At 44.4% G+C, this 23,835-nt stretch carries 27 protein-coding genes and 1 riboswitch; of the genes, 14 read left to right on the top strand and 13 right to left on the bottom strand.

Going from position 1 to position 23,835, the window contains the following annotated elements:
- Positions 1–16: 16 nt before the first annotated feature.
- Positions 17–139: a YuiA family protein gene (locus F9802_RS19585; protein ID WP_191991807.1), complete on the bottom strand. Its 123-nt coding sequence runs from the start codon at positions 137–139 to the stop codon at positions 17–19.
- 251 nt (positions 140–390) lie between these two features.
- On the opposite strand from F9802_RS19585, the gene F9802_RS08060 reads away from it, so the two are divergent.
- Entirely contained in the window at positions 391–708 is a 318-nt protein-coding gene (locus tag F9802_RS08060) for a YuiB family protein (RefSeq protein WP_152150757.1), read from the top strand.
- A 263-nt stretch (positions 709–971) separates the two neighbouring features.
- Here F9802_RS08060 and F9802_RS08055 read toward each other — a convergent pair whose 3' ends face one another.
- On the bottom strand, positions 972–1,796 hold the full coding sequence (locus F9802_RS08055; protein ID WP_152150755.1) for a cobalamin-binding protein: 825 nt from the start codon (positions 1,794–1,796) through the stop codon (positions 972–974).
- A 96-nt stretch (positions 1,797–1,892) separates the two neighbouring features.
- Between F9802_RS08055 and F9802_RS08050 the strand changes: the two genes are divergently transcribed.
- From F9802_RS08050 to F9802_RS08035, 4 genes are all read left to right on the top strand, one after another.
- Positions 1,893–3,389: a leucyl aminopeptidase gene (locus tag F9802_RS08050; protein WP_152150753.1), complete on the top strand. Its 1,497-nt coding sequence runs from the start codon at positions 1,893–1,895 to the stop codon at positions 3,387–3,389.
- Positions 3,390–3,543: 154 nt separating this feature from the next.
- A complete protein-coding gene (locus F9802_RS08045; protein ID WP_225435240.1) occupies positions 3,544–4,362 on the top strand; it encodes an STAS domain-containing protein in 819 nt (272 codons plus the stop codon).
- A gap of 192 nt (positions 4,363–4,554) precedes the next feature.
- Positions 4,555–5,874 carry a Na+/H+ antiporter family protein gene (locus F9802_RS08040; protein WP_152150752.1) on the top strand — a complete coding sequence of 440 codons (1,320 nt, stop codon included), beginning with the start codon at positions 4,555–4,557 and terminating at the stop codon, positions 5,872–5,874.
- Between the two features lie 116 nt (positions 5,875–5,990).
- Positions 5,991–6,176, top strand: a complete 186-nt coding sequence (locus F9802_RS08035; RefSeq protein ID WP_152150750.1) for a hypothetical protein — start codon at positions 5,991–5,993, stop codon at positions 6,174–6,176.
- A gap of 66 nt (positions 6,177–6,242) precedes the next feature.
- Here the strand turns inward: F9802_RS08035 and nhaC are convergent, their stop codons facing one another.
- Positions 6,243–7,706 carry a Na+/H+ antiporter NhaC gene (gene nhaC, locus F9802_RS08030; RefSeq protein ID WP_152150748.1) on the bottom strand — a complete coding sequence of 488 codons (1,464 nt, stop codon included), beginning with the start codon at positions 7,704–7,706 and terminating at the stop codon, positions 6,243–6,245.
- Between the two features lie 267 nt (positions 7,707–7,973).
- On the opposite strand from nhaC, the gene F9802_RS08025 reads away from it, so the two are divergent.
- Together F9802_RS08025 and F9802_RS08020 are read left to right on the top strand one after the other, a co-directional pair.
- Positions 7,974–8,360, top strand: a complete 387-nt coding sequence (locus F9802_RS08025) for a hotdog fold thioesterase (RefSeq protein WP_152150746.1) — start codon at positions 7,974–7,976, stop codon at positions 8,358–8,360.
- 64 nt (positions 8,361–8,424) lie between these two features.
- On the top strand, positions 8,425–8,808 hold the full coding sequence (locus F9802_RS08020) for a DUF2188 domain-containing protein (RefSeq protein ID WP_152150744.1): 384 nt from the start codon (positions 8,425–8,427) through the stop codon (positions 8,806–8,808).
- A gap of 168 nt (positions 8,809–8,976) precedes the next feature.
- On the opposite strand, the gene mnhG is transcribed toward F9802_RS08020, so the two are convergent.
- From mnhG to F9802_RS07985, 7 genes are read right to left on the bottom strand one after another with little or no spacing between them, the layout of a single operon-like run.
- On the bottom strand, positions 8,977–9,315 hold the full coding sequence (mnhG, locus tag F9802_RS08015; protein WP_152151332.1) for a monovalent cation/H(+) antiporter subunit G: 339 nt from the start codon (positions 9,313–9,315) through the stop codon (positions 8,977–8,979).
- Entirely contained in the window at positions 9,299–9,583 is a 285-nt protein-coding gene (locus F9802_RS08010) for a Na(+)/H(+) antiporter subunit F1 (RefSeq protein WP_152150742.1), read from the bottom strand. Before F9802_RS08010 ends, mnhG begins: the two co-directional genes overlap by 17 nt.
- Positions 9,583–10,059 carry a Na+/H+ antiporter subunit E gene (locus F9802_RS08005; protein WP_152150740.1) on the bottom strand — a complete coding sequence of 159 codons (477 nt, stop codon included), beginning with the start codon at positions 10,057–10,059 and terminating at the stop codon, positions 9,583–9,585. The genes F9802_RS08010 and F9802_RS08005 overlap by 1 nt, the downstream gene beginning before the upstream one ends.
- A 6-nt stretch (positions 10,060–10,065) precedes the next feature.
- Positions 10,066–11,547, bottom strand: coding sequence for a Na+/H+ antiporter subunit D (locus tag F9802_RS08000; RefSeq protein ID WP_152150738.1), 1,482 nt, complete (start codon positions 11,545–11,547; stop codon positions 10,066–10,068).
- Complete coding sequence (locus F9802_RS07995) at positions 11,540–11,881, bottom strand: Na(+)/H(+) antiporter subunit C (RefSeq protein ID WP_152150737.1); 342 nt, start codon at positions 11,879–11,881, stop codon at positions 11,540–11,542. Before F9802_RS07995 ends, F9802_RS08000 begins: the two co-directional genes overlap by 8 nt.
- Positions 11,881–12,303 (bottom strand): Na(+)/H(+) antiporter subunit B, encoded by a 423-nt coding sequence (locus F9802_RS07990; RefSeq protein WP_152150735.1) that lies wholly within the window; start codon positions 12,301–12,303, stop codon positions 11,881–11,883. The genes F9802_RS07995 and F9802_RS07990 overlap by 1 nt, the downstream gene beginning before the upstream one ends.
- The gene (locus F9802_RS07985; RefSeq protein WP_152150733.1) at positions 12,293–14,710 is read right to left on the bottom strand and encodes a Na+/H+ antiporter subunit A; all 2,418 of its coding nucleotides are present in this window, start codon (positions 14,708–14,710) and stop codon (positions 12,293–12,295) included. Before F9802_RS07985 ends, F9802_RS07990 begins: the two co-directional genes overlap by 11 nt.
- A 396-nt stretch (positions 14,711–15,106) precedes the next feature.
- Here F9802_RS07985 and F9802_RS07980 point away from each other — a divergent pair, with 396 nt between their 5' ends.
- On the top strand, positions 15,107–15,664 hold the full coding sequence (locus F9802_RS07980) for a DUF5366 family protein (RefSeq protein ID WP_152150731.1): 558 nt from the start codon (positions 15,107–15,109) through the stop codon (positions 15,662–15,664).
- Between the two features lie 209 nt (positions 15,665–15,873).
- On the opposite strand, the gene F9802_RS07975 is transcribed toward F9802_RS07980, so the two are convergent.
- Positions 15,874–17,730, bottom strand: a complete 1,857-nt coding sequence (locus F9802_RS07975) for a transglycosylase domain-containing protein (RefSeq protein ID WP_152150729.1) — start codon at positions 17,728–17,730, stop codon at positions 15,874–15,876.
- A 244-nt stretch (positions 17,731–17,974) separates the two neighbouring features.
- On the opposite strand from F9802_RS07975, the gene kapD reads away from it, so the two are divergent.
- Entirely contained in the window at positions 17,975–18,589 is a 615-nt protein-coding gene (gene kapD, locus F9802_RS07970) for a 3'-5' exonuclease KapD (RefSeq protein ID WP_225435238.1), read from the top strand.
- Here the strand turns inward: kapD and F9802_RS07965 are convergent.
- Positions 18,586–18,978, bottom strand: coding sequence for a kinase-associated lipoprotein B (locus F9802_RS07965; RefSeq protein ID WP_152150727.1), 393 nt, complete (start codon positions 18,976–18,978; stop codon positions 18,586–18,588). The genes kapD and F9802_RS07965 overlap by 4 nt on opposite strands.
- A gap of 271 nt (positions 18,979–19,249) precedes the next feature.
- On the opposite strand from F9802_RS07965, the gene F9802_RS07960 reads away from it, so the two are divergent.
- From F9802_RS07960 to queE, 5 genes are all read left to right on the top strand, one after another.
- Positions 19,250–19,840: a peptidylprolyl isomerase gene (locus F9802_RS07960; RefSeq protein ID WP_152151328.1), complete on the top strand. Its 591-nt coding sequence runs from the start codon at positions 19,250–19,252 to the stop codon at positions 19,838–19,840.
- Positions 19,841–20,261: 421 nt separating this feature from the next.
- Positions 20,262–20,453: a hypothetical protein gene (locus F9802_RS07955; protein ID WP_152150726.1), complete on the top strand. Its 192-nt coding sequence runs from the start codon at positions 20,262–20,264 to the stop codon at positions 20,451–20,453.
- 86 nt (positions 20,454–20,539) lie between these two features.
- Positions 20,540–20,583: riboswitch (PreQ1 riboswitch) on the top strand.
- Between the two features lie 107 nt (positions 20,584–20,690).
- On the top strand, positions 20,691–21,347 hold the full coding sequence (gene queC, locus F9802_RS07950) for a 7-cyano-7-deazaguanine synthase QueC (RefSeq protein WP_152150724.1): 657 nt from the start codon (positions 20,691–20,693) through the stop codon (positions 21,345–21,347).
- Between the two features lie 2 nt (positions 21,348–21,349).
- On the top strand, positions 21,350–21,787 hold the full coding sequence (locus F9802_RS07945; protein ID WP_152150722.1) for a 6-carboxytetrahydropterin synthase: 438 nt from the start codon (positions 21,350–21,352) through the stop codon (positions 21,785–21,787).
- The gene (gene queE / locus F9802_RS07940; protein ID WP_152150720.1) at positions 21,784–22,506 is read left to right on the top strand and encodes a 7-carboxy-7-deazaguanine synthase QueE; all 723 of its coding nucleotides are present in this window, start codon (positions 21,784–21,786) and stop codon (positions 22,504–22,506) included. Before F9802_RS07945 ends, queE begins: the two co-directional genes overlap by 4 nt.
- Positions 22,507–22,655: 149 nt before the next feature.
- On the opposite strand, the gene F9802_RS07935 is transcribed toward queE, so the two are convergent.
- Positions 22,656–23,828 carry a MalY/PatB family protein gene (locus tag F9802_RS07935; protein ID WP_152150718.1) on the bottom strand — a complete coding sequence of 391 codons (1,173 nt, stop codon included), beginning with the start codon at positions 23,826–23,828 and terminating at the stop codon, positions 22,656–22,658.
- Between the last annotated feature and the right edge of the window lie 7 nt (positions 23,829–23,835).

Below are 23,835 nucleotides of genomic sequence, written 5' to 3'. Positions count from 1 at the left end.
TCTCTTTTGTCGTTGTTTATTTCTTTGGACTTTGTTTTCCTTTGCAGCTTGGACACGTTTCTGATCCTCCGAGCAACAACTGAAAATATCCTTGACCATCACAATAACTGCAAGGCTTCGTCGGCGTTTGAACTGTCATTTAATCTCCTCTTTCGGTTTTGAATTTTCTGATAATATAACACGTACATAAAACCCAATCAATCTCCTTTTTCGCTCAAACCTATCTTAAAGGGAGAATAACTTTAATGCTTTAAAGGAATGGGGGTCAGTCCCCCGCTGCTTTAAAGCAGCAGAGGACTGACTCCCGAAAAAAGCGGGATGGCTTCAGGTGGTTGACGTTTTGGGCAGAATTGAGTACACTATTCAATAGTGATTTAGGGGGGAAACAGGATGCATATAGCCATTTTACTTGTCTCGGTTTTGCTGTTTTTCGTGCTTTTTTTCGGCATTGGCTTTTTGCTGAATATGCTGCTTCGAATGACTTGGGTAATGGCGATTCTTTATCCGCTTGTAACAATTGCGATTGTGGATGGAATCAGCACATTTGACTATATTTTTAACGCGAATGAAGCGTTTAGCGTATTAGGAACTAAAATGACATCTTTGAAGCTGGCGGATTTAATTATTTTGACGAGTGGCCTTCTCGGTGCGCTTACATCTGGCATTACGATGAGAGTATTACGCCAAAAAGGTTATCAAATGTTTTAACGGCTTATTTAAAAGCCGTTTTTTTATTGTTTAGGAAACTATAAAGTATTCGCATTGTGGATCACTTTGCTATGGAGCGGGGGTGTGTCTAGCTCTGTCCGGCTCCGCTTTTCGTGTTGTCCAGCTCCAGCGCCTAGCCCCTCGAGGTCAAATAACCTTTCACCAAGGAAGTCAAAAGGCGAACTTCCTTGGTGAAAGAACATTTTTGCCTGAGGCTGATCAAGGCGCTTGCGCTTTTCGAAATGAAAAGCAGCGAACGCCGTTTAGCGGGCTTCGCTGCTTTTTTGAAAGATAGGGGCTAGTTCAATGGATTGAAAAGCCTCTGGGTGGGTCATGTTTGCTAATTTATGCAAGCCGACAACAAGCCGCGGCGACGGGCGGCAAAAGAAGTCTTCTTCCATGACAACGACACGTTGCTGCTGTACGGCTGGAAGCTCGCTCCAGCCCGGACGTTTGTGGACAATGGCGGGATCGATTTTTTCCGTACGGACACCGACCCATGAAAGTAAAATAAAATCAGGATTTCTCTTTTTCACTTCTTCCCAGTCCGTCTGGAAGTTGGCTGTGGCTTCGTCAGCAAACACATTCCGGGCTCCGGCCAGCTCGCTGATTTCTGTTAGCCAATTAATCTTCCCGGGCGTGAACACAGGCTTCGGCCACCATTCCCAATAAAGAGAAGGGCGTTCGTTAATAAGCGAAGCGACTGACCGAAACTGCGCCAGCTGCGCGCGGTATTGGTCCGCTGCCCGCTTCGCTTGCTCAGGCACGCCGCACGCTTTTCCCATTTCTTCAATCGACTCGCCAATTTCCGTAAGCGACTGTGGATTTGTGACGATAAACGGAATTCTGCGTTTTTTTAATTCTTCCACATTTTTCTCCATGCCCGGTACACTTAAGGAAGCAATGACTAAATCGGGCTGCAATGCTTCTACTTTATCCATATCAATATTCAAGTCGGGTCCGAGCTTCGGCAAATGATCGACATCAGCCGGCCAGTCGGAAAAATCATCGACACCAATAAGTTGGTGAGTCAAACCAAGAAACTCAATAATTTCTGTATTGCTTGGACAAATGGAAATAAGCTTCATATTGTCCCTCCTTTTACAAACGTTGCTTCTATTGTATCATGCCTTCCATTCGTCCCGGGAAATTCTTTCCTGTATAATGACGATGGAGGTGGGTGTATGTTTACAGTTAAAAATAATTTGTTTTTTGAACAAAAAGAAGAAGTTGTTATCGTCGGGCTTTATGACCGCCCGATCAAGTTTGAAGGGGAACTTGCCAAGCTGGATGAAGCAATGACTGGCGAACTGACCGAGCTTGTGAAAGAAGGCGATATTTCAGCAAAAAAACACGAAGCAGCCATGATTCCTGCATTAGGGAGAATTCCTGTGAAAAGGCTCCTTTTTATCGGGCTCGGCAAAGAAAAACAAGCAGATTTTCACGAAATGAAAGAAGCTATCGGTACAGCTGTTCAGCAAATGAAAAAGTTGAAACTTGCCTCTGCAGCGGTAGCGCTTGATAGTTTCGTATGCGAAAACATTAGTGTAGACGATGCTGCGCATGCATTCAGTGAAGCGTTCGGACTCGCTTCTTATGAATTTAAAGGGTATAAACAGCCGTCCAATGATCCTGAGCAGTCTATCGAACAAATCGCTGTGTATACGAAAGCAAATGCAGAAGAAGTGAAAGCCGCTCTTCATGTTGGGTACGTGCTGAGCCAAGGGACAAACTCTGCCCGGACACTTGTCAACACGCCAGCAAATATGCTGACGGCTTCTGGCATGGCAGACCATGCAAAAAAGTTAGCCGAGACTTACGGGTTCGAAGTGGAAATTCTCGAAAAAGAAGAGATGGAAAAGCTCGGCATGGGCGCTTTTTTGGCGGTTAATAAAGGATCGGTGGAACCACCAAAAATGATTGCGCTGAAATACCAGCCGCAAGAAGAGTGGAAAGACGTGCTCGGTCTCGTCGGCAAAGGAATTACGTTTGATACCGGTGGTTATTCTATTAAGCCGAAAGACGGCCTTGTCGGCATGAAAATGGATATGGGCGGCGCAGCCGCTGTACTTGGAGCGATGGAAATTATCGGTGAATTAAAGCCTGATCAAAATGTCGTCGCCGTCATCCCTTCGACGGATAACATGGTCAGCGGTGAAGCATTTAAGCCGGATGATGTGATTACATCGATGAGCGGGAAAACAATTGAAGTGCTGAACACTGATGCAGAAGGACGTCTCGTGCTGGCAGATGCGATGACATATGCCAAGTATCACAAAGCAGACTATTTAGTAGATGTCGCTACATTAACCGGGGGAGTGGTCGTGGCGCTCGGTACGGATAAAACAGGGGCGATGACGAATAATGACGCTTTTTTTGAAGAAGTACTTGACGCGTCCAAGGAAGCAGGCGAATTCGTCTGGCAGCTGCCGCTCACGGAAAAAGACAAGCAGCGCATCCGCAACAGTAAAATTGCTGATTTGAATAATTCGCCAGGGCGTGAAGGCCATGCGATTATGGGCGGTGGTTTTGTCGGGGAATTCGCGGAAGACACGCCGTGGGTGCATCTCGACATTGCCGGCACAGCAGATATGAACAAAGCAGGAGCTTTAGGGCCGGCAGGAGCGACAGGCGTAATGGCCCGGACGCTTGCACTGTTAGCAATGAGAAGAACGAAATAGTAACGATGTAAATGAAGAGATTTGCCGGGAAAAGGACTTCTTTTTTTGGCAAATCTCTTTTTCCGCTGCGTCATTTTTGTGGAAAAAATAATTCTATGTTTCAATACTCTTTTTTGGATTATAATAAAATTAAAAGAAAATGGGGAAGTGAGACATGTTGAAGCGCATTTCGAGTGTGGCGGCCTATTTAAATGAAAACGCAGAAAAGTTAGCTAATGAAATTGTACATAATATTGTCCAAAGGTTTGAATTTGAAGTGCCTAAACAGGAAATTGACGCGGCCATTATTGTCTATACAGACTTTATCAGCCTTTTAGGTGAAGCCATTATATTTGAGAAAGACGATGCGCCAGAGGGGCTGATTGAATGGAGCAAAACAAATGGAGAACGCACGGCTGCTCAAGGAGAAAAGGTCTCTATCATTATTGCGCGTTATCCGCATACTCGTCTGGTTTTTATTGAAAAACTGACGAACATCTCTATAGAGTTCGGACTGCCAGCTGAAGAAGTCGTTTTTATTAATAAACGATTTAACTATATGCTTGACATCAGTATTAAAGAAACTGTTCTTGCCTTTGAACGAGTGACAGACGAAATAATTAAAGAAGCGCGTTCAGAAATACTAGGTTTATCTGCACCTGTTGTCCCGCTTCAAGATGGATTGGCCGTGCTGCCGCTCATTGGTACAATTAATGAAGAAAGAGCGAAATATTTAGTGGAAGCGACTATTCCTAAAATTGCTGAATGGCAGCTGGAATACTTAATTATTGATTTTTCAGGTATTCTGCACATCGATGACATGGTTGAAAAACATTTATTTGAGATTCATCGTATCCTCAAATTGCTTGGCATTAAAGCGATCGCCACAGGCATACGCCCCGACTTAGCACAAAAATTTGTCAGTATCGGAGTAGATCTTTCATCGATTGAAACGTATGCGACGGTTAAGCAAGCCATGGAACGAATGAAATAAGCTGGTTGTCAACAATGGCATATTTAGCTTGTTAAAACCTTCAATTCCCTTGAAGGTTTTTCTTTTTGCGACAAATATCGACACGTTATTAAAAGGAGTTTTGAAAAGGCATTGACAATTCCCTACAAAATTTGCTATCTTGATTTTAGTTCTCTACCAATTTAGCAAACTAAAGTGAAAGGGGCATTTCAGATGAATGCTGTTGTTATAGCTGTTATCGTCATGCTCCTCCTCAGTCTATTTCGTGTAAATGTTGTATTTTCATTGATTACGGGTGCACTGATCGGGGGAGTCATTGGCGGCTTAGGAGTAGAAGGAACGATTGGTGCTTTTTCAGAAGGGGTTGGCGGCGGAGCGAACGTTGCGCTGAGTTATGCAATGCTCGGAGGCTTTGCGGTGGCTATTTCAAGTACCGGACTGCCGAATGCGCTTGTTGAAGTTGTATTGAAGTATGTGGGAAATAAAGAAGAAGCGCGGACGAAAAAGCTGCCAAAGGCACTTATAGTATTTTTTATTTTATTAATGGCTTGTTTTTCGCAAAACTTAATTCCTATTCATATTGCCTTTATTCCATTATTAATTCCACCGCTTCTCCAAATTTTAAATGAATTAGAAGTGGACCGGCGTCTCATAGCCTGTGTGCTGACATTCGGCTTAGTTACACCGTATATGTTGCTTCCGGTCGGATTCGGCCAGATTTTCCATGAAATTATCGTCACAAATATAACGGAAAGCGGATTGACAGTCGCGATGGATGATATAACGAAAGCGATGATTTATCCGGCGGCTGGAATGCTTTGCGGTTTACTGATCGCTGTCTTTTTCTCTTACCGGAAGCCGCGGAAGTACGAAAAGTCTGTCATGCCTGCTGCGGCTGCTGCAACAGAAGGCTATTCGAAGTCGGGTGTAGCTATTTCAGTGGCAGCGATTATTGCCGCACTTGCAGCCCAGATTTGGACAGAATCGATGGTGTTCGGCGCGCTTGCGGGGATTGTTGTTTTATATGCATCAAGGGCTTTACGCTGGAATGAAGCAGACAACCTGCTGACAGACGGCATGCGCATGATGGCGTTTATCGGCTTTGTTATGATTGCTGCTTCCGGCTTTGCGAATGTGATGAGTGCGACAGGAGATGTCGAACGACTAGTGGAGCAAGCAGCTGCTTTGATTGACGGCAATCAGACGCTCGGTGCGCTCTTAATGCTTATTGTCGGTTTGCTCGTAACGATGGGCATCGGTTCATCGTTTTCTACGATTCCGATTATCGCCACTATTTTCGTTCCGCTCGCGCTGGAGCTCGGTTTCAGCCCGATGGCTACTATTGTTCTTGTCGGAACGGCAGCAGCGCTCGGAGATGCCGGATCACCTGCTTCTGATAGTACGCTCGGTCCAACGTCTGGTTTGAACGTGGATGGGCAGCACAATCACATTTGGGATACGTGCGTACCGACGTTTCTGCACTACAATATTCCGGTCATTTTATTCGGTTGGATCGCTGCTTTAATTTTGTAAAAGAATCGTCCATCCAAATCGGTCTTATAGACAGGCCTGCAGAAAAACCGCCCATGCCTTTTGCCTGTGCTTCGCATACAACATAGTAGGCAAAGAAAAAGGAGGTTTTCTGATCGATGTATCGAAACAACCGCATTATCCCTTTTTTTGGCGGCCCGTTTGTCGGTGGACTGCTCGGCGGTCTTATTGGGGGAGCGATTGCGCGTCCATATTACCCATATCGCCCTTATTATCCACCGTATTATGCTTACCCGCCTTATCCATACTACGGTCCGGGCCGGCCGCCGTACGGCTATTATTAAAGAAAAGGACCTCCAGCCCGGAGGTCCTTTTCTTTTTCTATGAATAAAGCGTTTACAAAAAGAGGCTCAATAAGCTTCCGATGTGCGGCCGATGTCATTTTCAACGGGCTCGTCCATTGACAGTTCTTCCGCTTCCAGACGGTCGATCTCTTCTTGAGAAAGCTTTTTAATTTTAAAACCGGTGTAACCGTAAATGACAGCGATCAATGGGCTGATGAAGCATAAGAAGGCGTACGGGGCATACTGGAATGTCGAGACGCCAAGAGTAGCTGTCATAAAAGCCCCGCACGTATTCCACGGAACGAGCGGAGACGTCATCGTACCGGCGTCCTCTAATGTCCGGGACAAGTTTTTCGGATGAAGGCGGCGTTTTCGGTATGCTTTAATGTACATTCGTCCAGGAAGAAGAATGGACAAGTACTGGTCGCAGGCGACGACATTAGCTGTCATGCATGTAACGACTGTTGTGGCGATCAAGCTGCCAGTCGACTTGGCCAGCTTTAGTAAACTCGTGACAAGTGTTTCAAGCACACTGCTCACTTCAAGAATGCCTCCGAAGCTCATGGCGATCATAACGAGGGACACCGTATACATCATTGCTTCTGTACCGCCGTTGTTCAATAAATTATTGAGTACTTCGTTGCCCGTTTCCATTTCAAAGCCGTACACCATAATGCTTAAAATATCTCCTACAGTCACACCTTGGACAGTAATCGCTACGATCGCGCCTAAAATAGAGCCGATTACAAGACCGGGGAGAGCCGGAGTTTTCAGCGCAATCAACCCAAGTACAACGACCGGTACGAGCAGAAGCCACGGGCTAATAATGAAAATATCGTTTAAATTTTGCTGCAAAGCAGCCACCTCATCCATTCCAGCTCCTTTACCTTTAAAAGAAAGCCCGATAAAGAAATAAATGATAACAGAAATGAATAGGGCGGGGATCGTCGTATATAACATGTGGCGAATATGATCAAACAATTCCACACCGGTAATGCCGGGAGCCATGTTCGTCGTTTCTGATAACGGGGAAATTTTGTCGCCGAAGTAACAGCCGGAAATAACGGCTCCCGCTACCATTGCCAAGTTGACGCCAAGGCCGGCGCCAATTCCCATGATCGCAATGCCGATTGTCCCTGCTGCTGTCCAGGCATTCCCTGAAGCAATCGCCACAATGCTGCAAATAATTGCAGCAGCCGGGAGGAAATAGGCAGGAGACAAAATATCGAGCCCGTAATAAATCATCGTTGGCACAATGCCGCCGGCCAGCCACGTGCCGATAATCGTGCCGATGATCATTAAAATTAAGAGCGCCTGCATGGCCAGTGTCACAGCGTTAATGATTCCCTTTTCAATATCCCGCCACGTATGCCCGAGATATATCGCAATAACAGCGGCCACTGTTCCGCTTAATAAAAGCGGAATGTGGGGATCTGCTTCATACACAAAAATTCCAACGAATAAAAAGGTCACCATGGCGATAATCGGAATTAAAGCAAGGCCAAGCGACGGTGCTTTTCGTTTATTCATCCTTATCCCTCTTTCTCTTAGTAATTAATCAATTGATTTATTGCAAAAATCATGCCAATATATAAAATTTTCAGAACAACGAGAAGGCGGTAAAATGCTTGTTTTTATTGTCTTTCATAAAAAAGCAATAGTTTATTCCTATACAGTGGTGCATATGTTATTCATAGATGCATAGAAATAAACAGCGTTTAAAAAAGGAATTAGGATACGGAAAGAGAATATATATAATGAACGGCTATTCATTTTTAAAGAGAGAGGAATTTTTAAATGACAGAAAAGCAAACGTTAATAAAAACACTTGGAATGGAAGTTGTGGAAATCAGCGAAGGAAAAGTTGTTATGACGATGCCAGTCGATGAACGGACTCATCAGCCGTTAGGGTATTTACATGGCGGTGCTTCCGTCGCTTTGGCAGAAACAGCCGCAAGTGTCGGTACAGCCCATTTAATTGATAGGGAAACTCAGCTGTGTTTTGGCCTCGAAATTAACGCCAACCATATTAAAGCGAAGCGGGAAGGAACGGTTACTGCAGTCGCCGAAGCTGTACACCGCGGGCGGACAACAATGGTTTGGGAAATCAATATCCGTGACGAAGAAGGACAGCTTATTTGTCTGTCGCGCTGCACAGTGGCGGTTGTGCCTAAGAGAACTTAAGTAAGTTTTTTGAAAGGTGGAAACGGGAAAAGAAGGGTAATCTAATAACGAGGAGGGATTCAGTATGCCTTGGAATAAAAAAGATTACCCCGATTCCATGAAAAACCTGCCAGATAATGTGCGCGAAAAAGCGATTGAAATTGCTAACGCTCTGCTTGAAGACGGCTGCGAAGAAGGGAGATCGATCGCCATCGCTATCGATCGTGCCCGCAGTTCAGTTGGGAAGGGACATGGCAGCGATGAAGGCCGGCCGGTGTATCATTTGCAGCCAAAAGAAAATGATGATGGCTGGCAGCTCATTAAAGAGGAAGGCAAACGCAGCATTTTGTCGGATGAAACGAAAGGCGGTTTATCCGACGAGGCAAAAGATTACGTGAAAGAGCACGACGGCATCCTTGTTGTCCACCGTGAAGACGGAAGCGAGGAAAGAAGATTGTATGAGAACTAATTTTCCAGTTGCCTCGTCTCAACTGCTTGTTGGCGGGGCAGCTGCTATACGTTCTTGGAGTGTTGTTCAGCAAAGAGAAAGAGAATGTGGATTTTGTTCATACTTTCAGCGCTGCAAAACAATCCATGCGCATAGAAAAAGCCAGCGGCAGCCCCGCTGGCTTTTCCATTATTTTTTGTTTTTCAAATCGTCCCGCACGCTTTTTTCCCAGAGCTTTACACCGGAATTGTAAGCTGCACGGCTGATCAAGTGACCACCCACGGGAGCAGTAATAAAGATAAAAGCGATCCCGAGCAGGACGCGTGAACTGAAGTGCCCTTCGATTAAATAGAAATAAAGAAAGCAAGCGAGCAGGATCAACATGACACCGAGTGTGGCACTTTTTGATGCTGCATGGTTGCGAGTATATACGTCAGGCAGCCGGATCACCCCGAAAGCGGCGGCAAGGGTGAGAAAGACACCAAGCAGCAAGAAGATGATGATCACGATTTCAGCGGTTGCGGTCATTTTCAATGATCTCTCCTTTCTCAAGAAACTTGGAGAAAGCGGTTGTCCCGATGAATGATAAAATGCCGAGCAGTAAAATGACATCTAAAAACGCATTCGTTCGAAGCAGCATGGAAAGAATCGCGATCATAGCTACAAGGGTAATACCAATTGCATCTAAAGCGACGATTCGGTCGGGAATGGAGGGACCTTTAATGAGCCGGTAAACGAAACCGATCATGGCGATCGTAACTAAAACGAGTGAGAGTTGCATAACAGTTTCCAGCATTAGCGGCTCACCTCCATAATTGCTTTTTCAAAAGAGTCTTTAATGCCCTTAATGGCGTCCTGAACATCAGGTACATCAATTGCGTGAACGTACAATATTTTCTGGTCGTCTGATACATCAATCACTAGCGTACCTGGCGTTAAAGTAATTAAATTAGCCAGCAGCGTAATTTCCCAATCTGTTTTCAGCTCGATCGGCAAGGCGAAAATACCCGGCTGAATATCGAGTTTTGGCTTTAAAATAACTTTTAATACATCAATATTTGCCATGAATAACTCTTTAAAAAACAGCAGCGTTAAATAAATAACGGCGAGCACCCGGCGCATGTAAAAATCAGCTTTAAAAAAGCGGCGCATGCCGTAAAGTACGATTAAGCCAAGAAGGTACCCGACGAAAAAAGTAGTTCCGTCAAAGGACACTTGCAAAAACATCCAAAGAAACGCTAAAAAGAAATTAAGTAAAATTTGAAAAGCCATAAGACATTACTCCTTTAACACTGCATCAATGTAGATTGTCGGATTTACGAGTGCATCAGTGGCTTGAGAAATAATCGGATACATTACTTCTGCGCCCACCCCATAAAGGATAGATGTGAGCACGAGAATCGCCCCTGGCACCCACAAAAAGGTGACGGGCTGGCTGTCTTCGCCCGGGTATTCTTTCGGAGCTTTCCAGAAACCGTTCATAAAGATTTTAATGACAGAGTAAAGGACGACGAGACTCGACAGCAGAACGATCAGCGAGCTGACATATTCTCCCTCTGCAAAACCGCCCCGTACAATCAATAGCTTACCGACGAACCCGCTGAGCGGAGGAATACCGGCGAGCGCAAAAGCGGCAATTAAAAATGTCCAGCCGAGTAACGGGTATTTTTTCATGAGTCCGCCCATTTTTCGTAAATCGCTCGTGCCGGTGATCTTGATCATCACGCCGATTAATAAAAACAAAGCGGCTTTAATAATCATGTCATGGATCGTATAAAACACCATGCCTTTATACGATTCTTCTGTAGCAACTGAAATTCCGTAGACGAGCACGCCAACCGCTACGATGATGTTGTAAATAATGATTTTCTTAACATCCCAGTAAGCGATGGCACCGATGCCGCCGATGATCACTGTAATAATGGCGAGGATGCCGAGCAGCTCGTGCGTGAATGCCTGGTCGTGATAAAAGAACAGCGAGTAGCTCCGCAAAATGGAGTAGACGCCTACTTTAGTCAGCAACGAGCCGAATAAAGCGAGTACTGGTACAGGCGGCGCATAGTAAGAGCCCGGGAGCCAAAAATAAAGCGGGAAAATGGCTCCTTTTAAACCAAATACAATTAAAAAGAGCACCGCGATGACTGTTAAGATGGGCAACTGGCCGATTTCAGCAATGCGCTGGGAAATATCCGCCATGTTCAGCGAGCCGACGACTGAATATAAAAGAGCGACGGCAATAACGAAAAGAGCGGATGAAATCACATTCACAAGAATATATTTAATCGATTCCCGCAGCTGAATTTTCGTGCCGCCGATAACAATCAATACGTACGAAGCCATAAGCATGACCTCGAAAAAGACGAACATATTGAAAATGTCACCTGTCGTAAAGGCGCCGTTTACTCCGACGAGCAAGAACTGGATCACGGAATAATAATAAAAACGTTCGCGGGAGGCTCCGATGGAACGGAACGAGTAAAGAATGACGCACAGTGTAATGAGTGACGTCGTTGTAACGAGTAAAGCAGACAGCATATCGGAAACGAGTGTTATGCCGAATGGCGCTTCCCAACTGCTTACATTGATCGTTTGAATGCCTTCGTTTTTAACCGTTAGTAACAAAACGATCGAAGCAGCAAGTGTACCAATGGTAGAAATCACGGAAATAACCCGCTGAGCTCCAACTGATTTCGTTAAAAAGATTAATACAGTGGCGGTCACGAGAGGAATTAAAAGCGGCAAAATTAACAGATTAATCATTGGCTTCATTACCTCTCATTTCATCCATGTTATCCGTGCCTAGTTCCTGGTAAGCTCTGTACGCCAATACGAGGAAAAAAGCAGTGACACCAAAGCTGATGACAATGGCGGTCAAAATAAGTGCCTGCGGCAGCGGGTCCACGTATGCAGCTGCTTCTTCACCGAGAAGAGGAGCTGCGCCTCTCTTCAGACCGCCCATTGTTATGATTAATAAGTGGGCGCCGTGGCTTAACAGCCCGGTGCCAATAATAATGCGCAATAAACTTTTCGAAAGCATCAAGTAGACGGCGCTCGCGAGCAATGCGCCGATCACTAAAGACATTAATATTTCCATTATTCACTCTCTCCTATCGTTTGAATAATGGTCATGGTCACACCAATGACAACTAAATAAACCCCTGTATCAAACAACATGGCTGTATGCAACGATGTCTTTCCTAAAACCGGCAAAGTAACGTCACCGAACGCATGCGTGAAAAAGGGAATGTTGAACAACAGAGAGCCGGCTGCTGTGCCGACTGCGAAAAGCAGGCCGATTCCGACTAAAATTATGTAATCAATCGGAAATCCTTTGACTACTGTTTTAATATCAAAAGCGAGAAGAAGCAAGACGATCGCCCCTGAAGTCATTAATCCGCCAACGAATCCGCCGCCGGGGTTGTAGTGCCCGGCAAAGAATAAGTGGATGGCAAAGAGGACAATCATGAAAAAGACCACTTTACTCGTTGTTTGTAAAATCACATCATTAGTTTTCATCTGCTTCTTCTCCTTTCTTCGATAATCGAAGCTTGATCATGCCGAAAATACCGAGACCGGCAATGGCGAGTACACTAATTTCGAACAACGTGTCAAATCCGCGGAAGTCAACAAGGATGACGTTTACCATATTCTTACCTGCGGCTTTTTCATATGTGTTGGCTACGTAATAGCTAGAGATTGAATCGAACATTTTATTACTGTGGGCGGAAATGGCCATTAGCGTGACCATCGCGCCGACTCCGAGTGAAACGAGTACATTGCCGAGTTTAAAGCCCATCCTTTCTTCATGGCGGCTAAGCTGCGGCAAATGGAAGAAGCACAGCAGGAACAAGGCGACAGATACTGTTTCAATGACTAATTGCGTCAACGCCAAGTCCGGGGCCCGGAAAATAACGAAGAATAAAGAAACGGTGTATCCGACAGCTCCTAAAGCAATAATCGAGGTTAAGCGTGATTTCGCCATTAAAATAGTGATAATACCGGCCGTAATAATAACGACAAGTACGATTTCATACACACCGATCGGAGCTAAATTATTTTGATTAAAAGTAAACGCATTTTCAGTCCACATCGTGAAACCAAGGATGCCGATAAAGAAGACAAAAATATAAACGAGATATGTACGGATAAAGCCGTTCATATAAGATTTTGTCATCGAATAAGCTCCGCGTTCAGCTGCGTATAAGCTAGTATCATACAAATTATTTAAAGAAACTTTCCCTGGAAATACGGTGTACAATTTGATCCATTTACTTAGTGTGACATACATAAGAGCCCCGAGAGCTACTACACCAATTGTCATCAGCAGTTCAGTAGAAAATCCGTGCCAGTGGGAAATATGAACAGATAGCTTTTCACCAGGACCGACGAGCGAAGGAATAATCGCAGCAGCGGCCGGCTGGATTAAGCTGTATGACAGCAAATTCGGGAAAAGACCGAATACGACAACAAGCGCAGCGAGGATCATTGGTGAGATAAGCATGCCGACAGGAGCTTCGTGCGGTTTTTTGTCGAGTTTTTCGGGCTGATATTTCCCGGAAAATGTTTTAAAAACAATCATCATGCTGTAAATAAACGTAAAGACACTTCCAACCCAGGCAAGAATCGGGAATAAAAGACCCCATGTCTGCAAGTTAAAGATGTTTAGTTCAAGAAGCTGAATCATACCTGTGAAAAACATTTCTTTACTCAAAAAGCCGTTGAATGGAGGCAGGCCCGCCATAGAAAAAGCGCCAATGACAGCAATAGTAAAGGTGACAGGCATAAAGCCGAGCAAGCCGCCGAGCTTACGAATATCCCGTGTGCCGGTTTCATGATCGACAACACCGACAACCATAAACAAACTGCCTTTAAATGTGGCGTGGTTGATTAAATGGAAGACAGCAGCAATCGTGGCAGCGGTATAAATGTTATCATCCAAAGCATCAAAGTGAAGAGCAGCAGCCCCTACCCCGAGCAGCGACATAATTAAACCGAGCTGGCTCACTGTGGAAAAGGCAAGAATCCCTTTTAAATCGGTTTGTTTGACTGCATTGAGTGATCCCCAGAATAACGTGAAAATCCCGACTGCACCGACAATCCAAAACCAATAGCCTGAAAAAGCGAATATCGGACTAAGGCGGGCAACTAAGTAAATGCCTGCTTTCACCATTGTAGCGGAATGCAAGTAAGCACTAACAGGTGTAGGCGCTTCCATGGCATCAGGGAGCCAGATGTAAAATGGAAACTGTGCCGATTTCGTAAAAGCCCCGAGCAAAACGAGTATCATCGCAAATAGGAAGAGAGGGTGTTCATTTAGCTCACCAGCTTGCGAGATGAGTTCACGCACACTGAACGTATCTCCCATGAGGGACAGAAGCAAAATTCCGCCGAGCATGGAAAGACCGCCAAATACTGTTAATAGCATCGATTTCAGCGCGCCATAACGGGAGCGTTCACGATCGTACCAATAGGCAATCAACAGGAAAGAAGAAATAGAGGTCAGTTCCCAAAACATATAGAGCGTAATGAGGTTATCCGACAGTACAACACCAAGCATTGCGCCCATAAACAGCAGCAAATACACATAGAAGTTGTGCAGGCTTTCTTTTTCCTTTGATAAGTAAAAGATGGAATAAAGAACGACGAGCGCACCAATCCCGGTAATGAGTAAAGCAAATAGAAGTCCCAGCCCGTCTACATAAGCGGTAAAGCTGATGCCGAGCGATGGAATCCAGTCGAATGATTTTTCGACTGCCTGATTGTTTCGGGTAATCGGAAGGAACCCGAGAAAGTAAGTAAACAACAAAATAGGCAGGACGAGAACAAACCAGCCTGTATGTATGCTTCGAAGCCCCTTATAAAAAAAAGGAACTAACATAGCCATTAAAAAAGGAGAAAAGATGGCCAAGTGAAGTAAAGACAAAGAAATCCCCCCTTGTGGACTAATTAATATGTGTACAAAAAATAAAAGAACACCGAATGAAGAGAAAGGCGTTCGCTGGCGTGTACCAATTCCTTTTTAACTGTGTGCTTATTTGTTTTGCCACGCAATTTAAAACCTCCAAAAGCATTATAACGTAAAAAATCACTTCATGCATTGTCTAAAAACGAAACTTGCTGAAAACTCGATCAATAATAATAAATATGAAGAAACATGGAATAATGACTCGTTAAAAAATTTTTAATCCTCCTTATTGCCTGTATCTTTTCTGCCAAAAAAGGTGTGCATTTTCCAAAAAATATTAAAAAAGAACTTGTCTTTGTTTGTCAGCTCTTGCATAATAAAATGGATTGAACGGAACAGGAGCGTATAATCTTCATGAAAAATACTTATTTAACTGGCTATTTGCCTCTAGTAGCTATTTTGTTATTTAGTTTATCTCTTGCTTTATTTGCCCAAAGTCTTATCATTTCACTCTTTAAACAAGTCGGTTTATACACAGAAATCCTCGAATTGTTCACCGAGACGGAAATGAAGCTGGCCATCACTTTTGCTTTAATGCTAATGTTCTTTTTTGTGATCGCAGGTTTAAAAGTTGTCGCGAATACGTTGAATGAACTGTCACTTTTGTTTTTTTCTAAAGATACAGAAGGGGATTTGTTAAAAGCAGTCCGAAACGGGTCAATCATCTTTTTTGCCGGTGGTTTAATTTCATTAATCAGCTTTTCATCGCTGATCGGGATTGTAGTTATCTTTCTATTAACTGCAGCAGGCTATCTTATTTTCTTTGTTTATAAAGCAAGCCCGGCGCTTTCCATGGCAAATTTAATTGGCATTATCACTTTTCAAGTCGTTTCATGGTCTGCATTTGGCATTACACTGGCTCTGATCGGAATGAAAATCTACAACGGACTGCTCGGCAGCCTGCCGTTATAAAAAAACCGCTTTGGCGGTTTTTTTATTTGCGTTTTTGCGGGGAAACTTCGGAAAAACAATCAAAGTAATGAACAAAAGGGAGAAATGGTGAATAAGGGACAGGGATCGTGGACAAACAGAGCAAAATGGTGAACAACGCAAAAAGTTTCATTAAATCCTATTAAACTATAAAAAAAGCAACAAGGAACAATTCCTCGTTGCTTTTTTCGTCAGCGCATAATTTTGCGCCAAATCACTTGGTTCGGTGCATAGCTTTCTAAATAGCGGATGCTCTCAGGACGATCTTTTCCGACCCAGACGCTGGCTGTGTATTGATCCGTTAAACCGGCGAACCAGAGGTCTTTCGTACTGTTCGTTGTGCCGGTTTTGCCGCCGGCATACGATTTACCAGGATTCGCTTTTTTACCTGTTCCATTGTAAATAACATCTGCTAACAAGGCGCGCATTTTATACGTTGTTGCTTTGGACCAGATTGTTTGCGGCTCATCTTTCCACTCATAGAGCAAGTTGCCTTGACGATCTGTTACTTTTTGAATGGCACGCGGTTTTGTAAATGTACCGTCGATAAAGGAGGTATATGCTCCCGCGATTTCGAGTGTAGTCATGCCGTATTTAAAGCCGCCAAGTGCTTTGCCGTATGCACCTGGATGCCGGTCTACATCTGTCATTCTTTCGAAGTTAAATTTCTCTAAATAGGAATAAGCTCTTTCTGGACCTGTTTTCACGTATAAACGCACGGCTGCTGTGTTGTATGACTTGGATAACGCTGTTTTAAGCGTCACCATGCCGTATTCTTTGCCGCTGTAGTTTTTCGGGCACCAGCCTGCAATACAATATTTATCGGCGCTTACCATGCTAGTAACGCCAGCGTTAGTCGTATTAATGTAAGGCGCAAAATCAAGCAGCGGTTTAATCGTAGATCCGGGCTGGCGGAACCCTTGAAAGCTCCTATTAAACTGGGTTCTATCAAAATTTTTCCCGCCAACAAGAGCAACTACATCGCGCGAGTCATTTTTAATGACGGCTGCTGATGCCTGCACGGATGAGCCAGCGAGCGTTGAATTGACGGCATTTTCTGCTTTTTGTTGAAGAGCAGGATCAAGCGCAGTATGAATAACAATACCGGATGATTTTACTTTTTCTACACGGTCTTTCAATTTGTGTTCGATCAAGGTTTTTTCTTCGCCTTTTGCATTTTTCATCTGCTGGTCGAAGCCTTCTGTTTTGGCGATTAACTGTTTTAATTCATCTTCTACGTAAGTAGAGTAGCTGGCATATTTGTCTATTCGGTCTCTAACTTGGAGCTTGATCGGCTCTTTTTTAATTGTTTCTGCTTCTGATGCAGTGATAAATTCTTCCCGCTGCATCACATCAATGAGCCGTTCTTGCCGCTTTTTCGTGTTATCAAAATGGCGGATCGGGTCATATAATGACGGGTTGTTTGGAATAGCCGCAATAAATGCCATTTGTGCTTTCGTCAGTTCATTGACGTGCTTTTTAAAGTAAAACTGTGAAGCAGCTTCAACGCCGTATACTTGATGATTAAAATAAATAGCATGTAAATAAAGGTTTAAAATTTCATCTTTCGATAGCCTTTTTTCAAGTTCATATGCATATAATACTTCTGATACTTTCCGGACAAGAGTCCGATCATGCGACAAATAAATATTGCGGGCAAGCTGCTGCGTGATCGTGCTTGCTCCCTGTTCAATCCCATCAGCTTTCGCATTGACGAGCAGCGCCCGCATGACAGCCGCTGCGTTAATACCGGAATGATCATAAAAGTGCTGGTCTTCTGACTGCAGAAAAACTTCTTTTAAAAAAGGAGGAATGTTTTTGCCGTCTGTAATGATCCGGTACGGCTGATGAATCTCCAAAAAAGAGTTCCCGTCCTTATCGACTAATTTGCTTGCTTGAGGAAGATGAACTTCATTAATGACAATCTTTTCTTCCACTACTTCATCAAAGCTCCTGACTTTTTGTGCTTCTGCGTTCGCGAAGTAAAATAAAAACACAGCTACAGGGAGGAGCAAAACTATTAACATATAACCAAAAACCGTCCTCATTCCGTAAACCGCCTTCTCCATCTAGTTTGTTGTGCCTGTGAGAAAATAAGTAAAAATAATCCTTCCATCATCATAATCGAAAGATGGCGATTTAGAAAGAGTCTATGAAGATAAAAATAGGAAAATTTAAGAAGTATTAGTGAGTAGAGGAAAGGTGAAGAAGAAAAAGAAGAATCTAATTTTTTTGAAAATTAATGGTATAATAGAAAACAAGAGATTCGTTTTGATTGGAGGAGAGGATTTCGTGAATAAAAAATTGTTTTTTATCGATTTTGAATTTTCGATGCCGGATGCCGAGTTGACGGCGCAAGGCTTTTATCCTGAAATTATCGAAGCGGGCTTAGTAGCTGTCGAAGGGGAAAAAATCGTTCATACGTTTTCTTCGTATGTAGTGCCGACCGCTTTTCCGAAACTGACAAAAAGATGCAAGCGCTTTCTTAAAATCAGCCAAAAGCAAGTGGATGAAGGATTGCCGTTTGCGGAACTAATCCGTTTGCTTGCAGAACTGAATGGAATGGGAGAACACACGGTTGTTACATGGGGCAATATGGATATGAAGGTGCTGAAAAGAAATTGTAAAGAAGCCAATCTTCTCTTTCCGCTAAAAGGGCATTTCATCGATTTGTCGATGGAATATAAAAAGTTTTTTGGCGATCGCAATCAGACAGGCTTATGGAAAGCTGTTCAGGAATATGGCAAAGAAGGGACAGGCAGGCATCACCGGGCGCTCGATGACGCATTGACCACCTACAATATTTACAATCTCGTTGAAAAAGACAAGACGTATATGAAAAAATCAAAGCCGCCGACGATCGGCGACCGCGTTGATTTTTCAAAACTGTTGAATCGCATGGCTTAAGGCCATGCAAGATTGTACATAAGTTCATATTCTCTTTGAACAGCTTTCAGCGCTTCGAGACTTTTTTCGGAAAAGGCGGTTCCATCCTGCTCCAGTCTGTTTTTTAATGTGAGGACCGCTTCTTTCAGTGAGTCGTTATAATTTAGAATGCTTCCTTCATAGGGCTGAATAGTTGTCGCCGGAATGTTGGCCTGCTCCCGGAATGCAAGCGCTTTTCTTTCATGAAAAAATGGTACATCCGTCTGCTTCGGATTATGGAGATCTCCCTGGGCAGGATGGCGCAGGACGGCCATTATTTTGACAGTACAGCGATCCGGATAGACAGCTGTTACTTCCCCAATGTATTTCCCCGTTTTATAAAATGCTGTGACTACATCTCCCGTTTTCATTGTAAAAACCTCCTTTGCTCTTTTACTCTACCAAAATCAAAGCACGAAAGAAATATATAGCCGCCGGAAGATGGCAGGTGATTTTTTTTTGACAATCAGTTAAAGTGGAAAAGGCAGGGGTGAAGATATGTATCGATTTTACATTATGGCAATATCTATTTTCTTTCTTTTACTTGTTGGCTGCAGCAAAGAAACGGAATCCAAAAAAGAATCAACTGAGCTTCCGGAGCTGGCCGTGGAAGAAAGAGAACAACAGGAAGGAGATAAAAAAATGAACTATCCCCAATTAACAACAGAAGTCGCAGAAAACGAACAGCTCGTCGAAATGAGAACGAATAAGGGCACGATTAAAATTAAGCTATTCCCTGAACAAGCCCCGAAAACAGTGGAAAACTTTGTGACACACAGCAAAAATGGCTATTATGACGGCCTTATTTTTCACCGTGTCATTCCTGACTTTATGATCCAAGGCGGCGACCCGCAAGGAACAGGAATGGGAGGAGAAAGCATTTACGGTGAAACGTTTGAAGATGAATTTTCCCGTGAACTATTCAACTTCCGCGGTGCTCTGTCTATGGCCAATGCCGGCCCAAATACGAACGGCAGCCAATTTTTCATCGTACAAAACAGCAAAATGGACCCGGGTTTTAGAGAACAAATGGAGAAAGCCGGCTATCCGAAAGAAGTGACAGATTTTTATATGGAGAACGGGGGCACACCGTGGCTTGACTTCCGTCACACCGTGTTCGGGCAAGTTGTGGAAGGCATGGATATCGTTGATGCGATCGCGAGTGCGCCAACCGCTGCCCAAGACAAGCCGAAGGAAGACATTGTGATTGAAAAAGTAACAGTAGTAGAGTAATTGCCGGCAGGACAGGCGCCTCCGCTTTTAATTTATCCAGCTGCAGCGGCCAGACTCTCGGTCATAAGCCGTCACGCCTGTGTGGCAAAGAGCGCCACTTCGGCGGTCCGTCTTATGCCTGCCGAGTCTGAACGGCCGCTGCCGCTTTTACTACTATCCAGCTGCAGCGCCTAGCCCCTCGAGGTCAAATGTTCTTTCCCCAATGAAGTCAAAGAGCGACTTCTTTGGGGAAAGAACATTTGCTTGTCGGGGCAGGACAGGCGCCTCCGCTTTTAATTTTATGAACATTGTTTGACGCAGCTGCTTTTGGCGGCTGTTTTTTAGTTGTGGGCGGTTGGTTTGGAAAAGGGAACTTGTTATAATAAGGGAAGGCACCTGAATAGAGATTAAGCTGCTTGAGCAGCTGAAAGGAGAAGGGCTTGTGCTAAATTCATTAGTGTTAAGTATGTTCTTTTTGTACTTCCCCGAAGATAAGACTGAATACATTCCGGCAGTTATTTCGATGACTATTTTTATGGCGGCGTGTGTGATTGTATTTTTGTATATTAAAAAAGTGTCCAAGAGAGAAGCAGAAAAGGTAGAGGAAAAATATAAAGGTATCAAGCATAAATAAAGCAGCGGATGGTTGCTTTTTCTATTTTAAAATATCATTCATGTATGGTATAGTGTACGGGACTAAAAGGAAGAATTCTGCTTTATGCAGGAGAGGTTCGCGAACTCCCTCTATAAAAAACTACGGGAAAGCCTGTCTGAATGAAGACGGTTTTTTTCTATTGCCTTAAAAAGGTCTTTTAGAGTGACAGTTCTAGAATCTCTTTCCTCTTTCAACTAAAGAGAAGGAAGATGAAATATGAAGAAAGAAAAAGCGATTGTTGTATTCAGCGGCGGCCAAGACAGTACGACGTGCCTGTTCTGGGCAAAAGAGCGCTTTGATGAAGTGATTGCTGTGACATTTGATTACGGCCAGCGCCACCGCCTTGAACTAGATTGTGCAGCTGAAATTGCAAAGGATTTACATGTGCCGCACCACATTTTGGATATGTCTTTGTTAAATCAATTGGCTCCGAGCGCCTTAACTCGGACGGATATGGCGATCACTGAAAAAGACGGGGAGCCGCCTTCTACCTTTGTAGAAGGCCGGAATTTGCTGTTTTTATCCTTCGCTGCTGTGCTAGCGAAGCAATATGATGCCCGCCATATTATTACGGGTGTATGCGAAACAGATTTCAGCGGCTACCCGGACTGTCGAGATGTGTTTATTAAGTCATTGAATGTGACGTTAAACTTGTCGATGGATTATTCTTTTGTCGTTCATACGCCGCTCATGTGGCTCGATAAAGCGGAAACGTGGGAGTTAGCCGATGAACTCGGCGCTTTTGATTACGTGAAAGAACGCACGCTTACTTGCTATAACGGCATAAAAGGGAGCGGCTGCGGCGAATGCCCGGCGTGCAAGCTCCGCAATAACGGCCTTGAACAGTATGTAGCGAAAAAGGAGGCTAGATAAAAATGATTCAGCAAATGTATCCGGCGCCTATGCATTCTTACAGATATGAATTGAATAAAGATTTTCAGTTTGCCGCGGCTCATTATGTGCCGCATGAAGATGCCGGCGCTTGCCGCCGCCTTCATGGCCATACGTATTTTGCCAATGTGACGGTTGTTGGAAACGACTTAAATGAGTCCGGCTTTTTAGTGAACTTCCAAGATATAAAAAACTTAATCCATAAACGATTTGACCATACAGTGTTAAATGAAGATTCTTTATTCAATGAAATGGATCCAAACCATTTTCCGACGACAGAAGTTGTGGCAAGAAAGTTTTGGGAAGTGATTCAGGAGTCATTGAATAAATTGCCGAACGCACCACGATGTGTGCAAGTCTTTTTGCGGGAGACGCCGACAAGCTATGTAATTTTCCGTCCGCAGGAAGAGGATTTTCAATGAGGAAAATTCCTGTACTAGAAGTGTTTGGTCCGACGGTGCAAGGCGAAGGAGCCGTCATTGGCCGCAAAACGATGTTTGTCCGGACAGCTGGCTGTGACTACCGCTGTGCTTGGTGCGATTCCGCTTTTACTTGGGATGGATCGGCGAAAGAACAAATCCGGCTTTTATCCGCGGATGAGATCTGGGCAGAACTCGTAAAAACGGGTGGAGACACATTTGACCACGTGACGATCTCCGGAGGGAACCCGGCGCTGTTGCCGCAAATCGCCGCTTTACTTGCCAAGCTGCACGAAGAAGGTATTAAAACGGCACTTGAAACGCAAGGCAGCCGCTGGCAGGACTGGTTTTATGAGATTGATGAATTGACGATTTCCCCGAAACCGCCGAGTTCAAAGATGGAGACCGACTTTGATCAGTTGACTCTCATCGTCAGCCGGCTCGCGGAAAAAGAAAAAGCTATCAGTTTAAAAGTGGTTATTTTTAATGAAGAAGATTTAGCTTTTGCGAAACATGTGCATAAGCTGTATCCAGATGTCCCGTTCTTTTTGCAGACCGGAAACGACAAAGTGCAAGAACAAGATCCAGCCGGGTTGCTGTCGTATCTTGTCGGAAAATATGAATGGCTCATTAACAAAGTGATGCCCGACGACGAGTGGAAAAACGTCCGCGTCCTCCCACAGCTGCATACGTTTGTGTGGGGGAATAAGCAAGGAGTATGATAAAAGGAGATGCCGCATTTCGGGCATCTCCTTTTTATTTCGTCGGCTGGCGAGTAAATGTTCAGTTTTGGCTCGTAAATGTCTGAAATTGGCCAGTAAATTGGTTCATCCACCTTGCAAAAGTGATGATCCCGCCAGTAGCGTTATACTTATTCGTTCGAAAGCGCTGTTTTCAACCGCGTTAATCCGTCTTCAACGACCGAACGCGGGCAGGCGACGTTCATGCGCATAAAGCCTTCGCCGCCGGCACGGTATTTCGATCCTTGGCCGAGGGCGAGTTTGCCTTTTAGAAGAAGTTTCTTCATTAAATCTTCATCGCTGAGGCCGAGCTTGCGGCAGTCAATCCAGACTAAATAGCTTCCTTCCGGCTCAATCACTGTTAATTCCGGCAGTTCGCTTTCTATAAATTCCTTCACAAGACGGACGTTGCCACGAATGTATTCGATTGCTTCATCAAGCCACGGTCCGCCTTCACGGTATGCAGCTTCCATTGCGGCAATTCCCATCATGTTTAATGTGAAAAAGCCTTGTTTGGCAAGTGCTTTTTGCAGTTTGGCGCGCAGTTCGCCGTTTGGCACGATCATAGCAGACGACTGCAGGCCCGCAAGGTTGAACGTCTTGCTCGGAGCGATACATGTGATGACCATGTCTTGAAACCCTTCCCGAATGGCTGCAATCGGCGTATGTTTATGAGGTTCGGCCGTTAAATCGCTGTGAATTTCATCTGATACGATTAAAACACTGTGCTTCTGGCATAGTTCAGCGACTTTTGTCAGTTCTGCTTTTGTCCAAACACGGCCGCCTGGATTATGAGGGCTGCAAAGTAAAAACAGCTTCACTTCTTCACGAGATAACTTTTCTTCAAAGTCTTCAAAATCGATCTCATATTGACCGTCGCGCAAGACGAGTTCGCTGTTGACGACGAGGCGTCCGTTGCGCTCAATCATATCGAAAAACGGCGTATACACCGGTGACTGCAAAAGAACAGAGTCGCCCAGGTCGGTAAATGCTTCTATCGCAGTGCCGAGTGAAGGGACGACTCCATGGCTGAACAGCAGCCAGTTCGGTTCAATGTTCCAATTGTGGCGTTCAGCCATCCAGCCTTGAATCGCCTCTCTCGTAGAATCCGGGATAGCTGTGTAGCCATATACACCATGCTCTGCCTGCTTTTTAACAGCTTCTTTCACAGCGTCGGGTGCTTCAAAGTCCATATCGGCAACCCACATCGGCAGCGCATCTTCCACGCCGAATACCGCTTTTATATTGTCCCACTTCACAGCGCCTGTGCCTGTGCGGTTAATCACTCGATCAAATGTACTCATTGTTTCC

Origin of the sequence: Bacillus aerolatus, assembly GCF_009183655.1 — a bacterium.
Classification (GTDB): Bacteria; Bacillota; Bacilli; order Bacillales; family Domibacillaceae; genus Pseudobacillus; species Pseudobacillus aerolatus.
This window is presented reverse-complemented; position numbering and strand designations above follow the sequence as displayed.

Coding starts and splice junctions, on each gene's coding strand:
- F9802_RS07990 (WP_152150735.1), bottom strand. CDS start 12,303: ATGAAAACTAATGATGTGATTTTACAAACAACGAGTAAAGTGGTCTTT.
- F9802_RS08045 (WP_225435240.1), top strand. CDS start 3,544: ATGTTGAAGCGCATTTCGAGTGTGGCGGCCTATTTAAATGAAAACGCA.
- F9802_RS08025 (WP_152150746.1), top strand. CDS start 7,974: ATGACAGAAAAGCAAACGTTAATAAAAACACTTGGAATGGAAGTTGTG.
- F9802_RS07980 (WP_152150731.1), top strand. CDS start 15,107: ATGAAAAATACTTATTTAACTGGCTATTTGCCTCTAGTAGCTATTTTG.
- F9802_RS08000 (WP_152150738.1), bottom strand. CDS start 11,547: ATGATTAATCTGTTAATTTTGCCGCTTTTAATTCCTCTCGTGACCGCC.
- mnhG (WP_152151332.1), bottom strand. CDS start 9,315: ATGACCGCAACCGCTGAAATCGTGATCATCATCTTCTTGCTGCTTGGT.
- F9802_RS19585 (WP_191991807.1), bottom strand. CDS start 139: ATGACAGTTCAAACGCCGACGAAGCCTTGCAGTTATTGTGATGGTCAA.
- F9802_RS08005 (WP_152150740.1), bottom strand. CDS start 10,059: ATGGCTTTTCAAATTTTACTTAATTTCTTTTTAGCGTTTCTTTGGATG.
- nhaC (WP_152150748.1), bottom strand. CDS start 7,706: ATGAATAAACGAAAAGCACCGTCGCTTGGCCTTGCTTTAATTCCGATT.
- queC (WP_152150724.1), top strand. CDS start 20,691: ATGAAGAAAGAAAAAGCGATTGTTGTATTCAGCGGCGGCCAAGACAGT.
- F9802_RS07960 (WP_152151328.1), top strand. CDS start 19,250: ATGAACTATCCCCAATTAACAACAGAAGTCGCAGAAAACGAACAGCTC.
- F9802_RS07965 (WP_152150727.1), bottom strand. CDS start 18,978: ATGAAAACGGGAGATGTAGTCACAGCATTTTATAAAACGGGGAAATAC.
- F9802_RS07945 (WP_152150722.1), top strand. CDS start 21,350: ATGATTCAGCAAATGTATCCGGCGCCTATGCATTCTTACAGATATGAA.
- F9802_RS08010 (WP_152150742.1), bottom strand. CDS start 9,583: ATGCTGGAAACTGTTATGCAACTCTCACTCGTTTTAGTTACGATCGCC.
- F9802_RS08060 (WP_152150757.1), top strand. CDS start 391: ATGCATATAGCCATTTTACTTGTCTCGGTTTTGCTGTTTTTCGTGCTT.
- F9802_RS08040 (WP_152150752.1), top strand. CDS start 4,555: ATGAATGCTGTTGTTATAGCTGTTATCGTCATGCTCCTCCTCAGTCTA.
- F9802_RS07935 (WP_152150718.1), bottom strand. CDS start 23,828: ATGAGTACATTTGATCGAGTGATTAACCGCACAGGCACAGGCGCTGTG.
- F9802_RS08055 (WP_152150755.1), bottom strand. CDS start 1,796: ATGAAGCTTATTTCCATTTGTCCAAGCAATACAGAAATTATTGAGTTT.
- F9802_RS08050 (WP_152150753.1), top strand. CDS start 1,893: ATGTTTACAGTTAAAAATAATTTGTTTTTTGAACAAAAAGAAGAAGTT.
- F9802_RS08020 (WP_152150744.1), top strand. CDS start 8,425: ATGCCTTGGAATAAAAAAGATTACCCCGATTCCATGAAAAACCTGCCA.
- F9802_RS07975 (WP_152150729.1), bottom strand. CDS start 17,730: ATGAGGACGGTTTTTGGTTATATGTTAATAGTTTTGCTCCTCCCTGTA.
- F9802_RS08035 (WP_152150750.1), top strand. CDS start 5,991: ATGTATCGAAACAACCGCATTATCCCTTTTTTTGGCGGCCCGTTTGTC.
- F9802_RS07995 (WP_152150737.1), bottom strand. CDS start 11,881: ATGGAAATATTAATGTCTTTAGTGATCGGCGCATTGCTCGCGAGCGCC.
- queE (WP_152150720.1), top strand. CDS start 21,784: ATGAGGAAAATTCCTGTACTAGAAGTGTTTGGTCCGACGGTGCAAGGC.